The organism is Collinsella sp. BM28 (assembly GCF_054551995.1).
On sequence record NZ_JBTOLJ010000001.1, the window covers coordinates 657,717 to 672,314 of the forward strand.

At 58.5% G+C, this 14,598-nt stretch carries 13 protein-coding genes; 5 read left to right on the forward strand and 8 right to left on the reverse strand.

What is annotated here, in order from left to right:
- Window positions 1–35: 35 nt before the first annotated feature.
- The 7 genes from ACX9NZ_RS02790 to ACX9NZ_RS02820 all read right to left on the reverse strand — a co-directional run bounded on the left by ACX9NZ_RS02790 (window position 36) and on the right by ACX9NZ_RS02820 (window position 7,385).
- Window positions 36–254, reverse strand: a complete 219-nt coding sequence (locus tag ACX9NZ_RS02790; protein ID WP_294159796.1) for a cation transporter — start codon at window positions 252–254, stop codon at window positions 36–38.
- 102 nt (window positions 255–356) lie between these two features.
- Window positions 357–692, reverse strand: coding sequence for an ArsR/SmtB family transcription factor (locus ACX9NZ_RS02795; protein WP_294159798.1), 336 nt, complete (start codon window positions 690–692; stop codon window positions 357–359).
- A gap of 318 nt (window positions 693–1,010) precedes the next feature.
- Window positions 1,011–2,177, reverse strand: coding sequence for a hypothetical protein (locus tag ACX9NZ_RS02800; protein ID WP_407495838.1), 1,167 nt, complete (start codon window positions 2,175–2,177; stop codon window positions 1,011–1,013).
- Window positions 2,178–2,506: 329 nt separating this feature from the next.
- Window positions 2,507–2,797 carry a hypothetical protein gene (locus ACX9NZ_RS02805; protein WP_294159803.1) on the reverse strand — a complete coding sequence of 97 codons (291 nt, stop codon included), beginning with the start codon at window positions 2,795–2,797 and terminating at the stop codon, window positions 2,507–2,509.
- A gap of 219 nt (window positions 2,798–3,016) precedes the next feature.
- Window positions 3,017–3,748 (reverse strand): D/L-lactic acid transporter LarD, encoded by a 732-nt coding sequence (larD, locus tag ACX9NZ_RS02810; RefSeq protein ID WP_407495841.1) that lies wholly within the window; start codon window positions 3,746–3,748, stop codon window positions 3,017–3,019.
- A gap of 99 nt (window positions 3,749–3,847) precedes the next feature.
- Window positions 3,848–6,136, reverse strand: a complete 2,289-nt coding sequence (larA, locus tag ACX9NZ_RS02815) for a nickel-dependent lactate racemase (RefSeq protein WP_407495844.1) — start codon at window positions 6,134–6,136, stop codon at window positions 3,848–3,850.
- A gap of 283 nt (window positions 6,137–6,419) precedes the next feature.
- Window positions 6,420–7,385, reverse strand: coding sequence for a 3'-5' exonuclease (locus tag ACX9NZ_RS02820; RefSeq protein WP_407495846.1), 966 nt, complete (start codon window positions 7,383–7,385; stop codon window positions 6,420–6,422).
- Between the two features lie 446 nt (window positions 7,386–7,831).
- On the opposite strand from ACX9NZ_RS02820, the gene ACX9NZ_RS02825 reads away from it, so the two are divergent.
- Window positions 7,832–8,932 carry a putative manganese transporter gene (locus ACX9NZ_RS02825; RefSeq protein WP_407495848.1) on the forward strand — a complete coding sequence of 367 codons (1,101 nt, stop codon included), beginning with the start codon at window positions 7,832–7,834 and terminating at the stop codon, window positions 8,930–8,932.
- A 91-nt stretch (window positions 8,933–9,023) separates the two neighbouring features.
- Here the strand turns inward: ACX9NZ_RS02825 and ACX9NZ_RS02830 are convergent, their stop codons facing one another.
- On the reverse strand, window positions 9,024–9,611 hold the full coding sequence (locus tag ACX9NZ_RS02830) for a YaiI/YqxD family protein (protein WP_407495851.1): 588 nt from the start codon (window positions 9,609–9,611) through the stop codon (window positions 9,024–9,026).
- Window positions 9,612–9,740: 129 nt separating this feature from the next.
- On the opposite strand from ACX9NZ_RS02830, the gene ACX9NZ_RS02835 reads away from it, so the two are divergent.
- The 4 genes from ACX9NZ_RS02835 (at window position 9,741) to ACX9NZ_RS02850 (ending at window position 14,596) form a co-directional block, all read left to right on the forward strand.
- Window positions 9,741–11,261: a class I SAM-dependent DNA methyltransferase gene (locus ACX9NZ_RS02835; RefSeq protein WP_407495853.1), complete on the forward strand. Its 1,521-nt coding sequence runs from the start codon at window positions 9,741–9,743 to the stop codon at window positions 11,259–11,261.
- Window positions 11,261–12,466 carry a restriction endonuclease subunit S gene (locus ACX9NZ_RS02840; RefSeq protein WP_407495855.1) on the forward strand — a complete coding sequence of 402 codons (1,206 nt, stop codon included), beginning with the start codon at window positions 11,261–11,263 and terminating at the stop codon, window positions 12,464–12,466. Before ACX9NZ_RS02835 ends, ACX9NZ_RS02840 begins: the two co-directional genes overlap by 1 nt.
- Before the next feature lie 56 nt (window positions 12,467–12,522).
- Window positions 12,523–13,512: a site-specific tyrosine recombinase/integron integrase gene (xerA, locus tag ACX9NZ_RS02845; protein WP_281657405.1), complete on the forward strand. Its 990-nt coding sequence runs from the start codon at window positions 12,523–12,525 to the stop codon at window positions 13,510–13,512.
- 181 nt (window positions 13,513–13,693) lie between these two features.
- The gene (locus ACX9NZ_RS02850; RefSeq protein ID WP_407495858.1) at window positions 13,694–14,596 is read left to right on the forward strand and encodes a restriction endonuclease subunit S; all 903 of its coding nucleotides are present in this window, start codon (window positions 13,694–13,696) and stop codon (window positions 14,594–14,596) included.
- Window positions 14,597–14,598: the final 2 nt, after the last annotated feature.

Here is a 14,598-nt window from a genome sequence, read left to right on the forward strand (position 1 = left end):
CTTTGTCGCGATGCCTCGTTAGGGCGTGATGCCGATTAGCGCAGGATCTCGCAGTCGGGCTCGACCTCGGCGGTGAGCTTGACCACGGCGTCGAGGACGTTGTCGAAGTCCTCGTCGGCGGCCTCGAGGGTGAGCTTCTGGGTGAGGAAGTTGATCTTGGCGTCCTGGACGCCGTCGAGCTTCTTGATGGCGTCCTCGAGCTTGCCGGCGCAGACGGCGCAGTCGATCTCGTCGAGTTTGAAAACCTTACGCATGATGGGTTCCTTTCGGTTGGTTTGGAAATTGCCGGTGGTGGTGCCCGCCTCGATTTGGGCTTGCGCCTCGATTTGGGGATAGCCCCTGCATCGAGGCGAGGGTCACTCGCAGATGTGGGTGAGGCCTTGGTCCAGGATGGTCAGGACGTGGTCGTCGGCGAGCGAGTAGTGGATGTTGCGGCCGTCGCGCCTGAACTTGACCAGATGCGCCTGCTTGAGGATGCGCAGCTGGTGGGAGACGGCGGACTGCGACGCGCCGAGGGCCTCTGCGATCTCGTTGACGCTCAGCTCGTCGGTCATGAGCGTGTACAAGATCTTGATGCGCGTGGTGTCGCTGAAGACCTTGAAGAGATCGGCAAGGTCGTAGAGCAGCTCCTCCTCAGGGAGGACTTCGCCCTCTTCGCGAGCGCCCGGCTTGGCGGCATGGTCGTCTGCCATGATATTCAATGCACCTTCTTTCATATGAACAGATACTCATATATCTACTACAGATGATTATATGAACGTATGCTCATATGTCAAGAAGACCATTGCAAATGGCTGAGAATAACCAACGTCAATCTTGTGTTGACCGATTCATCTCGTCTTTTGCCTACGTGCGCGAACTGGATGAGCTTTTTCGTATTGTTTTGAAGAACTCGAAAGTAGCCGGAGGGCATAGCCGAGTGAATCCTGTGCTTTTAAGGGCAGCAAAGCGTCCAATACTCACCGGTTTCAGAAATCGATACGAAAAAGTTCATTGAGCTCGAGGTGGGTTTAGCGGCCTGTCCCTAACGGGCGGTATTCGTAGTAGGGCCAAGCGCCGAAAAGCGCATCGCGCATCTCTATTTCTCTCTGGGCCAATCGCGGTGTGGGGTTCGGGAGCTTTATGCTCAAGGTGTCGGAGAGGCGCCGTGCGAGCAGGTTGAAACGCGTGCGGTCCGAGATCTGCTTATAGGAGATGCGAATCACCTCGATACCCATGCTTTCCAATGCGAGTGCCCGGTCGTCATCGGCCTGAGCCCGATCGCGGCTGTTGTGAGCCATTTCACCTTGGCACTCTACGATGACCATGGGATGATCGGATGTGGCCTCCCACACTATGTCGCCGTACGCGTTTTTTAGTCCGCAAATTCTCTGGGCATTATCATCAAGCTTGATTTCAAGGTTGTTTTTAAACCCCGCGAACCCAAGACCTCCTACCCGCCGGGGCGACCCAATGAGGATGGAGGTTTTCGCCTCGAAGGGGGAGGCGACTTTCCCGGTCACGTATCGCATTGCCTTTGCTAGCCGGTTTCGCCCGCGCATTCCCTTCCCGGCATCGAGGATATGGTGGATGTCATCGATTTCGAGGAGGGGCTTTCTGACCCATAAATCGGTTGGTTTCCCCTGGGCGCTGGTGATGCGTCGCCAGGAATCGAGCCGCTCGAATTCGCCCTGTTTTACCGACTGACAGATAGCGTCGTCCATTTCTTTACTGGGGGAGTAGAGCGAAAACAAGCCGGTGAATTCGTATATCAGCAATGCGGTGTCGATGGGATCAAGATGGGTTGAGAGCATCAACAGCGTAAGGAGCGGAGATGTGACGGCGACGTCGAACGGTGTGTCGACAATCGCCCCTGCGGGCAGGTCCTTACTCCATAGATGCTGTTTCACAAGTGTTGAGGTCAGGCGGTCGTGGCCGAAGCTCAGCGCATGGATGGGGATGTCGATGATGCGTGTCGCGACGGGGCTTTGGCGGAGCCGCCCGCGGCCATAGGGAGTATCGAAGTCGGGGATCGGTGGAAGGGCATAAAAATAGCGGGGCGGTGTCCTGTAGTACCGCAGTGCGGATATGTCGCAGAGAACCTTTGTCATGGCGGACAGGATAAGGGACGCTCGCCTGTGGTGCAATAGATTCCCCTGAACGGTAGTCATTGCAAAATCAACGGTATCTACCTGCATGTTTGTTGCAGGCAATTGTCAGAAATGCGACTGATTTATGCCGGATGTTGTCAGTCGGTCCTTCGGATTTGGGGCAGATGCACGGCATGGACTGGCTGTCCGTCGGACGATTGCCGAACTTCGAGTGAAGTGCGGGTGTTTTGGGTTTGAGCCGTGGTCGCGGGAGGCGCCGCGGACGGTCTCGCGGAGCTTTTTCGTACTAATCCGGGGTTCGGCCGAGTATAGGTGAGCCTAAGCGCTTGATTTCGCAGGAAAAATATAAATGGTATGGGGTTCTATAGCGCAAAACGTCAATCCGATACGAAAAAGCTCAACAAGGAGCAGCGGTCCTAGGCTTCGGGGGTATCGAGCTCCGTCGGCAGGGGAATCGAGCGCTTTGCGGCGACGGGCATGAGTATCAGTCCCACGATGGGCCAGAGGAAATTGCTCAGCAGCGATGCGTTTTGGGCGTGGCCGAACGCCATGAGGATGAGGTCGGTTGCGACGTCGGCTATCGCGGACGGGATGCACGTGATCCCTATGAGCACGATGCCGAGTATGAGGCCCGCGAAGGAGGCCTTCTTGACCGCCTTGCGCGACGCGTCGTCCAGGCCGTTCCAATACCGCTTCGGGGCATTCATGGCATCCTCGATTCTCCGGGGCTTGAGGGACGTCGCTATTCTACCCATGGGGGCGGGATGCCATGGGGGCGTGCCATATCGAACCGGGGCGCCCTGCGCGCCGTTCGACGGGTGACGGGCAGCGCGGCGCCGGCCGGCGGGCGACCGGAATCGAGTCGCCCGCCCGGGGTCGATGCGGCCGTCGGGAGGCATCGCGGGGCGGGCGCGGGAGCGCTTCCGCTAGAACGAGATGCCCAGCACGGAGGTGACGAACAGCGCGGCGGCGATGGCGCCGGCGAACGGCGCGATGCCGGGCACCACCAGGCCGTAGAGCCAGTTGTTATCGACCTTGCCGCGAATGGGGAGCAACTGGTAGGCGATGCGGGGGCCGAGGTCGCGCGCCTGGTTCATGGCGAAGCCCGTCACGCCTCCGAGCCCCATGCCCACGGCCCAAACAAGCAGGCCCACGCCGATGCCCAGGCCGAGCAGGTCGTCGCCCGCATGGGCCGCGATGCACAGGATGCCGGTGAGGAACACGAAGGTGTCGAACGCCTCGATGCAGAAATTACGCACCAGGTTGTAGGACTCGGGCGTGGGGTTGGTCGAGAAGATGTTGCGGATGGCGACGCCATCGACCTCGCCTTCGGAGGCGCGGAAGTCATCTGCGTAGATAAGCCATGCGATGCATGCGCCTGCAACGCCGCCCAGCATCTCGGCGATGGCGAAGGGCGCCACGCTGCTCCAGGGGATGAGGCCAACGATCGCCTGGCAAAGGGCCATGGCGGGGTTCATGCACACGCCGCCAAAGATGAACAGGCACACGCTGATGCCAAACGACCAGGTGGTGATCGCGAACATGTGGCCGGAGTCGCGGTACTTGCTGCCCTTGAGCGTGACGTCGCAATGGACGCCGACGCCGAAGACGATCATGAGGGCGGTTGAGGCGAACTCGGCGAGGATGGGGGTGATCATGTGGTTCCTTTCGATGGTCGTTTCGTCTGAGGCGATCGTTGCCGCCGTGTGTCGTGCTGGTCTGTCGGCGGCGGCGATCTTATTTGGCGGGCCGAGTCGTCAGCGCTGAACGACAACGCCGAGCCCATCGGGGATGATGGCGAAGCGCGCGTTCGGCCCCTTGAGCTCGCGGGCCAGCTGCACGGCCTCGTCGACGGTGCTTGCGGGCGTCATGTGCATGGCTCGAATCATGTCGTGGTCGCATAGGTCGCTCACGAGGATGACCGGATGATGGGCGAGGATGCGCGCGAAGATTTGGGCGGTCCACTGGTCGGGCAGCGTCTGGTCCTTGGGGCGGTCGATGCAGGAGCGTTCGAACGCGGCGGGGTCGTTTTCCGCGATGTTCTTGAAGAAGCCCTCTCCGCCGTGGCCGTCGGCGCATCCCGCGACCGCGATGATGACGCCGCCTTCGTCGAGCGTTGCTTCAGCGGCGGTCATGCCCTTGACGGCCTGGTAGATGTTCTGGTCGAGCGGGTAGCCGCCGTTGGTGGTGATGGCAACGTCGCAGTCCACGGCGCTCACGCCGGCGAGCCCGCGCACAAAATCGCAGCCCGCCTCGTGCGCCGCATGGATGTCGCCCGCGAACGCTCCGATGACATGGTGCTCTCCGTCCAGCACGACGTTCAGGATGAAGGCGAGGCCCGCCATTTCGGCGGCGGCCATCATGTCGTCGTGCACGCGGTTGCCTTCGATGATGCCCGCTCGCGACCGCGGGTCGTGCACGAACTGCCCGTTGTGGTTGTACATGATGGTCTTGTAGGAGGCCACGCCCGGCAGCACCGACTTGCGAGACCCCGAGAAGCCGGCGAAGAAATGTGGCTCGATGAAGCCCTCGGCGAGCAGCAGGTCGGCTTCGGCGGCGATACGGTTGATGATGCACTCGCCACCGGAGGGCAGGGTCCCGATTGCGACCATCGCCTCGTCGTCGGTGGCGACGTGCATCACGATCTCCTCTTCGGCGACGATGCGTTCGCCATACTTGTCCACGAGCTCCTCATGTGTGGACGCACGGTGCATTCCGGTCGCCACGAGGATGCGCACGCGCGGCAGCGCGGTGACGTCGTCGCCCACATGCGCCCACGAGTTTTGCGTGGTGAAGGCGCAGAGGATGCCGGCGTCTCGCACAGCCGCGCGGCCGTCGTCGGTGACGTCGCCGAAGGGATAGGCGAAGGCCTGGGTCCCGCCCACGATCTCCTGCGCGTGCTTGAGATCCGCCGCGATCTCATCGCGGCTCATGGCGCTGATGATGCCGCCGTGCCCCACGTTGCCGCCGGGCTTGTGCATCCCAAAGGAGTGGGACTCGAAGGCGACGTAAGGGCTGCGGTGGTCGATGACCTTTTGGGCGGCGTCGGCGTCGCTGGCGATGACGAACGAAGTCGCGGGCACTTGATACTTTTCGAGCAGGGGCACACCGACGTTTAGGAAGCCCATCTCGCCGTCATCAAACGTGAGGACGACGCTCTTCGCCGGAAGGCTGTGCTTCCCCTCGATGAAGGCCTTCACCTCGGGATACGACGGGAAGTAGAAATCGTTTTCCTTGAGGTAAGAGAGCTGCTGCTCAAACGCGGTGCTGGCGATGAAGTTGCCGTTGAGGTCCGCCGGTGGGTTTGCGGGGTCGTATACGTAGTGGTACATGAGGATGGGCACGCCGCCCTGCATGGCCTCCATCGACTCGACAACATGCACGGTGCGCACTGCCTTTGCGGTATGACCGGACGAGTCCGACACGCGATAGGTCACTTTGTACGTGCCGGGTTTGGAGGTGTCGACCTTGCCCGAGGTTTTAATCTTGGCGTTGAGCAAGCCGTCGGCGGGCTCGGCGGCATGGGCACCCGCCTCGAGGTATTCCTCTCCCTTGAGCACATAGGTGTCTTTGGATCCGTTGAGGCCGATGACGATCTCGCCGGCGCCGCCGTCGGCCGTGCTGTCTTCTATGACGGGCGCGCTGCCGGGCTTATCCTGCGAGGGGTTGCCGCCTTTGGACATGGCTCGGAAGAGGGCCGTCCCTCCCATGCCGACAAGCGCGATGAGGACGAGCACCGCGGCGATTCCTGCGATGCACGTGCGCGAATTGCGCGGGGTTCGGCTGGAACGCGGGGTCCGGCTGGAGCGCGGGACCTGGCCGCGGCGCGAGGTCTGGTCGTAGCGCGGGGCCTGGCCGAGGCGCGAGGCTTGACGGGAGCTTGTCGCTCGATTGGGGTGCGGTGCTCGGCGCATGTGCGGCTTGGCAGGGGCCTGCGGATGATGCGCGACCTGGGGGCGAGCCGTGCCTCGTTGACGAGCGGGTTGCTGCGGATGGCGCGCGCCCTGAGGGCGGGGTGCGTGTCGGTTGCGATCGCTGGGGTTCACGTCGGCCTCCTGCGGACGATGGGCGTCATGGCGTCGAGTGTAACGCGAAAACGCTCCGAGAATAGGAGCGTTTTCTGCGAGTCGTCTTATTAAATTGTCACGCAGTTGTTGGTGGCGGAGCTTTTTCGTACTGATTTTGAGAAACCCGGAGTATGGGAGGTCTTGCGAACAACAAAACCGCAGGTTGCGGCAAGGCGCAAGGAGTACGTACTCGGCAAATCGGGAAAACAGTACGAAAAAGCTCGACCTTTCAACGGGGCCACCGCTCGGGCGCAGTACGACCCTACTTGAGGAACATGTTCTTGAGGTTAAACTCTGCCTGCACGGTGCGCAGCATGAGGTCCGTGTCGTCGAGGCCCAGGTGCAGCTCGTTCTCGTCGGCGGCAAGCGTCCCGCGGCGACGTGCCCAGTTCTGCAAGCTCGCCGGCGCGCTCTCGCGCGGGAGGGTGCGGACCTCGCCGTCGACGGAGCGGCAGATGTGGCGCGAGTCGATGACGATGATCTTGCCCGCGCGGCGCGCCTCGGCGTAACCGGGCAGGTGCAGCATGAACCAGCTGTCCTCGAAGGCTGCGTTGTGCGCCATGATGGGGTAGCGCTTCATGAGTTTGAGCAGTTCCTTCTGCAGCTTCACGTCCTCGCGGAAGGGCGTCTTGCCGTCGAGGTCGGACCACTGGATATGGTGGATGTCGGCCAGCGGCACACCCGTCTCGCGGTACATATCGGGGATGCCGCAGTAGAACGCCTGCGGGTCGTGCGGCACGGCGTCGCTGGTGAGCTCCATGATCTCCCAGCCCACGTTGATGATGTAGCCGCGCTCGGGTGCGCGCCCAGTGGTCTCGATGTCGATGCCGAGCACCGTGCCCTTGATGGGCTTGCGCACGTAGGCGACGGAGTAGGCGTCGCGGTCGCCGCGGACCTCGCGAGCAACGGCGCTGGCGGCACGGCCCTGCATCTTGCCGATGCCGGCGCACAGGTCGGCGTCCGTTAGGTTGCGCGCGAGCAGCGGGCTCGAGAGGTTGCGCAAGCGCGCCTCGCTGATCTGATCGCACAGCTCACGGTTCTGATCGGCCAGCGTGAGGATGACGCCGAAATCGAAGCCAGGCTCCTCGTTTGTGCGCCATTCGTCGAGCAGCGCCTTCATGGCCTCCTCGCCGCGCTGGCGCTCGGATTCCATGGCGTCGTAGTCGCCGTAGATGAACATGGGGATGAAGGGCTGCATCGAGTATTCGAGTGCCTGCTGTGCGTTCATGGGAAGAGCTCCTATCGTTAAGAATTCGGCCGCGCGGCGGTGCTCGTCGGAGTTTTTTGGCGGGCCCGTGCGCGGTCGAAGAACGTTCGAACACGAGTATAGAGGGTCTCGGCGGGGCTGAAGTGTTTGAGGTGTGAAACTTATTTAGTGACAATTCGGATGCGGCCAACGTGGCCGAGACGATATCCATCGGAACGAACTAGTTCCCGATCGCCGAGCGGCGGATCCAGATCTGCATATGTGTCGCCCGACTGCGGAAGGCCGTGGCCGGGCGACTTTTTGTTGTCTGGAAGGACTGCTGTTCGTTACGAGTTATCCAAAGGCAACTTTTAGTATACTGGTCCACTCGCATATCGTGCGTTTGCCAAGTGGTGCGCGGGGTATGTAAACAGCTACGCCTCGGGGCGCTGGGCCCCGCTGGATGTTTCCGTTGAGGAGAGTCGGCCGTGGATCTGCTGCTGCATTTCATAGAGCATGCGCTCGAGGACACCCTTGTGCTCGTGCCGTTCCTGTTCGTGACCTATATTGCGCTCGAGGCGCTCGAACATGCCGCGGGCGCCCGTGCGAACGCGGTGGTTCGCCGCGCGGGCGCTGCCGGACCGGTTGCTGGCGCGCTGCTGGGCGTGGTCCCGCAGTGTGGCTTTTCGGCCATGGCGGCCACGCTCTATGCCGGTCGCGTGGTGACGCTTGGCACGCTCGTGGCGGTGTTTCTCTCCACGTCCGATGAGATGCTGCCCATGTTGGTGGCCGAGCGGGTCGACGCGGGGTTGCTGTTCCGTGTGCTGGGGCTGAAGGTGCTGGTCGCGCTTATCACGGGCGTGCTTGCCGACCTCGCCATCCGCGCGCTGCGCAAAAACGCCCGCGTGCACGCGTTCTTGCGTCGCACGGTGTTCTCGGTGCGTCGCGACGGTGTGGAGGCCGACGTGGTGGACCAGATGGCCGAGGGCGGGGAGACCGCCGAGCACATTTGCCGTCTGTGCGAGCAGGATCATTGCGGTTGCGGCCACGATCATGTACATGTGCATGGAGACGAGCACGGCCATGAGCACGGCTATGAGCACGGTCATGAGGATGCCGACGGTCACGTGGCGGGTTGCGACCATGGTCACGGCCACGGCCACGGCCACAGCCACGCCGGCGGGCGCTTCGGAATCGTCGGGTCGATCGTGATGAGCGCCGTCTCGCACACCGTGCAGGTGAGTCTTTTCATTTTCCTGGTGACGTTCGCGCTGGTGCTCGTTCTGGAAACGGTGGGTGAGGATGCCTTGGCCGCGTTCCTCTCGGGCAACCAGCTACTCGCGGTGTTCGCCTCGGCGCTGGTGGGCCTGGTGCCCAACTGCTCGGCGAGCGTGGTCATCACGCAGCTTTACTTGGAGGGCGTGCTGGGCTTCGCGCCGCTCATGGCCGGCCTGCTCACGTCTGCCGGCGTGGGGTACCTGGTGCTGTTCCGTACCAACCGCCACCCGCGCGAGAACGTCGTGATCGTGGTTGGACTGTTCTTGGTTGCATGCGTTTGGGGTCTGGTGTTCGCAGCGCTGGGGTTGTAAGGCGCCGTCTGGTGCGTTTGTAAGGGGGCCTCGGTGCCAGAGCGGTACCGAGGCCTCTTTGTGTTTGAGGCGGGCGTGAAGGGGGGTGTGGTTAGCTGTTGAGAGCCTCGCGCAGGAGCTGGGCGAGGCTGCGCTGGAAGCGCTCGCGGTCGTCGTCGGTGAAGGCGGCCGGCCCCTGTGTGCGTCCTCCCGCGCGGCGGACCTTCTTCTCCTCGTGGCGGATGAACAGCTGCATATCGATGGTGGCCTTGTTGTAGATGTGCCCGCGCACGCCGATGGCGGCAGCTCCGCGACCGAGCACCATGCTGGCAAGGCCGATGTCCTGCGTGACCACCACGTCGCTGGGCTCCAGGCGCTCGATGATGGCAAAGTCCGCGCTGTCGGCGCCGCATGAGACGTCGAGGGTCTCGGCCCAGAATCCCGGGTGCGTCGCGTCGCGCCCGCGGGCGTGTTCGGCGTCGCGCGGATCGTCGCGGCGGATGCGGCGGGCGAGGTTTTGCGTGGAGTTTCCGGCGATGAGCACGGGGATGCGCGCCGAACGTGCACAGGCGAGCGCCTCACGTGTGACCGGGCACGCGTCGGCGTCGATGATGAGGGTGGGGAAGCTGCATGAGGTGCGGTCTTCATTATTCACTTCGAGCGTATCGGCAAGAGCCTCGTCAGATTGATGTGCCGTCATGCTTCCTTCTCCGTTCTCGATCGTTCGAGCATTTATATCTTATCAACGGAATGTGCCCGCTCTTTATTTGCCGAAAGACAGACGGTACTCTTAGCTGAGTGATAAACCCTTGATGGAAGGACCGGCAAGGTGATTACCGGAGCAGCCAAAAATAAGGTTGATGCTATCTGGCAGAAGATGTGGGAGGGCGGCATCACCAACCCGCTCGACGTTATCAGTAACTTGACGTACCTCATGTTCATGCGCTCTCTCGATGAGAAAGAACTCGAGATGGAGCGGCTGGAGAATATGCTTGGGGTGGAGCAGCCTCATATTTTCCCTGAGACCTTCGCGAACGATCGTGGCGAAAAAATTGCAGGTAAGGAGATTCGCTGGGGTTCTTTCAAGGACAAACGTGCCGAGGATATGTACCACGTCGTCGACCGCTTCGCTTTCCCGTTCATCAAAACGCTGGGTGGCTCGACTGCGTTTTCCAAGACCATGGAGAACGCTACGTTTGGATTCCCGGCAGGCAAGCCCGCGCTTTTGGAGAAGGCGGTTACCGGCGTTGAAGAGCTGTTGGCTGATTACGATGAGCATATCGGTGACCTGGGAGATTTGTACGAATACATGCTCTCCAAGCTCAGCACTGCGGGCACGAACGGTCAGTTCCGCACGCCAAAACATATTCGCGATCTGATGGTGCAGCTTATCGATCCCAAGGCGGGAGAGCTTGTATGCGATCCGGCATGCGGAACAGCGGGCTTCTTGATTTCGGCGGCCGAGCATATTCGCAAATGCTATGGAAGCGAAATGACCGCCGATCAGTGGGATGCGTTTGCCGGAACAAATGGGGCTACGCCGCAGTTCAACGGTTTTGAAATCGATCAAACGATGCTACGCATTAGCGCTATGAACCTCATGCTCCATGGCGTCGATTCGCCCGATGTGCGATACCTCGACAGCATTTCACAGAAGAACGCGATCAGTTCAAAGTACGATGTCATTTTGGCGAATCCGCCGTTCACGGGCTCCGTTGACGTGGAGGATATCGATAAGGGCCTCCGCGCCATTGTGGAGACCAAACAGACTGAGCTTTTGTTCGTTGCTCTGTTCTTGCGCATGCTCAAGCTCGGTGGCCGCTGCGTATGCATCGTCCCCAATGGAGTTTTGTTCCGCTCGAACTCGAAGGCGTATCGTCAGCTGCGCCAGCAGCTCGTGGAAGATCATAAGCTTGAGGCGATCATCTACCTACCGAGCGGCGTGTTCAAGCCGTACTCCGGTGTGAGCACGGCGATTCTGGTATTCACCAAGACAAACGCCGGCGGTACAGATAACGTGTGGCTCTACAACATGGAGGCGGACGGCTATACGCTCGATGACAAGCGCGATCCGGATGAGAAGAACAACGATATCCCTGATATTATCGAGCGCTGGGCGAACCTTGGTGACGAGTCTGAGCGCGAGCGTACTGAGAAGAGCTTCCTTGTTCCCAAGCAGGAAATTGTCGACAACGAGTACGACTTCAGCTTCAACAAGTACACCAAAACCGAGTACGAGCGTATTGAGTACCCTCCTACAAGCGAGATTCTCGCCGAGCTGGATGAGCTGAATGCCCAGTTTGCTGCCGGCCTGGCTGAGCTTCACAAGATGCTTGAAGGTGATCTCTAATGCCCGCGAACAAACCCCCGTTTGACGGGGAGTGGGTGAGGCTTAAGGGGCGCGTCGAATACGTGCGAGGAGTGACATATAAAGCTGCCGTCGATCTTCATGAGGAACTGGACCGTGGTAGTTACATTCTGCTCCGAGCAAACAATATCCAGGACGGCAGGCTGTCGTTCGATGATGTTCAATACGTTGATAAATCGAAGGTCAAGCCAAAGCAGCTCTTGCGAAAGGGCGATATTTTAATCTGCGCTTCGAGTGGCAGTAAGAGCCTGGTTGGAAAAGCCGCTCTTGTAGAAAATGATATGCCTATTACATTTGGTGCTTTTTGTTGTGCGCTTCGTCCAAAAACCGGTGAGTCGGAATACCTCGGCCATTATTTCCAGAGCCGGCAGTACCGAAAAGCAATTGAAAGGGCTTGCTCTGGTTCGAATATCAATAATTTGAAGGCTGCAAGTTTCGAATCTCTTATTGTTCCGTTGTATTCGAAAACCGACATGCTATCGGTTGTCGGCGTGCTCGATGCTTTGGTTGCCCAGAAGAGGGAGGCGGAGTCTCAGCTAGAATTGCTCGACACCCTCGTCAAATCCCGGTTTGTCGAGATGTTCGGCGATCCCGCAGAAAATACAATGAACTGGGATTTGATTGGTTTGGCGTCGCTCGGCAGCTGCAAGAACGGCATGAATTTCAAATCAAAAGAAAGCGGAATCGAATTGCCCTGTCTGGGTGTTGGCGATTTCAAGGATCGTTCATTTATTAATGGCGTTTCCGAGATGGGGCGCGTCCATCTAGATGCTATGCCTGCAGAGGGTTATTTCCTCAAGGATGGAGACATCGTTTTCGTTCGTTCGAACGGTAACAAGAAGCTCGTTGGTCGATGTTTGGCAGTTTTCCCTAATGGAGAGAAGGCTGTATATAGCGGATTTTGTATTCGCTTGCGCGTTGAGTCTGATCGTGTAAGGATTCCCTACCTGATATGGGCGTTGAGGCATCCGTCAATGCGGCGTCAGTTGTTCGGCAGGGGTGCCAATGTTCAGAATCTCAATCAAAAGCTGATGGCAAAAGTAAAGATACCAGCACCTCCGTTGTCCGAGCAGGATCGTTTTTTGACCTTCGTCGCCGAGGTCGACAAATCGAGGTTTATCGTTCAGCAGAAGATCGAGAAGTTGCAGACTCTCTACGATAGCCTTGCTCAGGAGTATTTTGGCTAAGCAGTTCGTTGCTGCATCCTTACCGCATGTGTTCACGTGCGGTAAGGAGTGTCCTTATGAATGAGAAGGTGCTTGTCATCAAGGAGATCGAGCGACTTATGTCGCCGATTCTTAGCAACGATCAACTGGGAAAACTACATTCAGTGCTCGATCATTGCCTGCTTGATGCGGGCGATTTTCCTTTGAGGAACACCCAGTTTTCTACTAACGGTGAGACGATAGACGCGTTTTTGTCTGCAAAGTCTGTCGAGGGCTGCTCCATTAGAACCATTCGGTATTACTCGCAGGCACTCGAACGTTTCTCCAGAGCTATTGGTAAATCCTTTATCGAGGTTACGACCGATGATGTGCGTGGGTATCTGACGGCGTGTCAGAAGAGCGGCCGGGTGAGTAATGTCACCGTGGACAATATCCGGCGGATAATATCGAGCTTCTTCTCTTGGCTTGAGATCGAGGACATCGTTTACAAGAGCCCCGTCAGGAGAATCAAAAAGATTCGATCGCTCAAAGCGGTAAAGCCCATCATCACCGATGAGTCGATGGAAGCCTTGAGGGACGGATGCAAAACGGCTAGAGATCTTGCAATCGTTGACCTTTTGACCTCAACGGGAATGCGCGTCGGTGAGCTTGTGAAGCTCAACAGGTGGGATATCGATCTGACAAATCGAGAGTGTGTGGTTAAGGGCAAGGGCAACAAGGAACGTAAGGTCTATTTCGATGCGCGAGCCAAGATTCATCTGAGCGCTTACCTTGAGCAGCGAATCGACGAAAACGACGCGCTATTTGTATCGCTCAATTATCCCTATAAGCGACTTGAAATCAGTGGTGTTGAGACGCGGTTGCGTGAGCTTGGGAGGTCGGCGATTGGGGAACGCGTGCATCCGCACAAGTTTCGGCGGACCCTTGCGACGAAAGCGATTGATAAGGGGATGCCGATCGAGCAGGTACAGGTGCTGTTGGGGCACAGCAAAATTGAGACAACACTTTGCTACGCCATGGTCGATCAGCAAAACGTGAAGCGATCGCACCACAAGTACATCGGCTGACGAACCCCCGTTTGATGGCGAGTGGGTTAAACTCGGAGAGCTTATATCAAAGGCACCGATTGAGCGCTGCGGTGATGCGAAATATCCCGTCTACTCGATGACCATGCGTGACGGAATCGTTGAGCAGGCTGGACGTTTTAAGAAGGCAATAGCGTCGAAGGATACTAGCTCATACAAGGTGGTGAAGAAGAATCAGCTCGTTGTGGGATTTCCGATTGATGAGGGCGTGATTTACGTCCAGAATCATGATGCTCCGGGGATTATGAGTCCCGCGTATAACGTTTGGAATATCGATCTCGGTCGGGTCGATCCCTCATACCTTGAATTTGCGTTGCATAGTCCAAGAAGCATGGCTTACTACGCAGACAAGATGCGAGGAACCACGGCGAGAAGGAGGACATTGACCGCCGATGGACTTCGTGAGATGAAAATTCTCCTGCCATCTGCTGATGGGCAGATTAGGGTTGTGAATACGCTTGACGAAGTCAGATCACTAATCGAGGGGGCAAACGGCCAGATCGCCATGCTCGACACCCTCGTCAAATCCCGGTTTGTCGAGATGTTCGGCGATCCGATTTCCAATTCGAAGGGCTTGGAAACTCAGCAAGGTTCAGCTTTGTTTAAGATTGTCAATGGCAAAACGAAGCCGATGGACGAGCGTTATGAAACCGGGTTTCCTGCATATGGAGGCAATGGCGTCTCTTGGTATTCACAGGATAGCTTGGTCGATTTTCCGACGATTGTCGTCGGGAGAGTCGGACGGCATTGCGGTAACGTTCACCTGGTAAACGATCCTTGTTGGGTTACGGACAACGCCATGTACATCAAACGGTTCCACAGCAATGAGCTCGACCTGATTTATCTTGATGAGCTAATGCGAGTGGTTGGCTTTAACCGCTATGCCGACCGAGGAGACCTCTGGAAAATCACTCAACAGCCCTTTATGGAGTTCAATTACCCCATGCCTCCTCTTGCCCAACAACAAGAGCTTGCTGCCTTTGTTCGTCAAGTCGACAAATCGAGGTTTAACTTGCTAAAGGCATATGGGTCTATAATTGCGTTGTTTCGCGTGTTATTCCCCTGAAC

Bases quoted from the DNA above. Each gene is read 5' to 3' on its own strand.
- ACX9NZ_RS02790 (WP_294159796.1), bottom strand. From the start codon at position 254: ATGCGTAAGGTTTTCAAACTCGACGAGATCGACTGCGCCGTCTGCGCC.
- ACX9NZ_RS02795 (WP_294159798.1), bottom strand. From the start codon at position 692: ATGGCAGACGACCATGCCGCCAAGCCGGGCGCTCGCGAAGAGGGCGAA.
- ACX9NZ_RS02800 (WP_407495838.1), bottom strand. From the start codon at position 2,177: ATGCAGGTAGATACCGTTGATTTTGCAATGACTACCGTTCAGGGGAAT.
- ACX9NZ_RS02805 (WP_294159803.1), bottom strand. From the start codon at position 2,797: ATGAATGCCCCGAAGCGGTATTGGAACGGCCTGGACGACGCGTCGCGC.
- larD (WP_407495841.1), bottom strand. From the start codon at position 3,748: ATGATCACCCCCATCCTCGCCGAGTTCGCCTCAACCGCCCTCATGATC.
- ACX9NZ_RS02820 (WP_407495846.1), bottom strand. From the start codon at position 7,385: ATGAACGCACAGCAGGCACTCGAATACTCGATGCAGCCCTTCATCCCC.
- ACX9NZ_RS02830 (WP_407495851.1), bottom strand. From the start codon at position 9,611: ATGACGGCACATCAATCTGACGAGGCTCTTGCCGATACGCTCGAAGTG.
- ACX9NZ_RS02840 (WP_407495855.1), top strand. From the start codon at position 11,261: ATGCCCGCGAACAAACCCCCGTTTGACGGGGAGTGGGTGAGGCTTAAG.
- xerA (WP_281657405.1), top strand. From the start codon at position 12,523: ATGAATGAGAAGGTGCTTGTCATCAAGGAGATCGAGCGACTTATGTCG.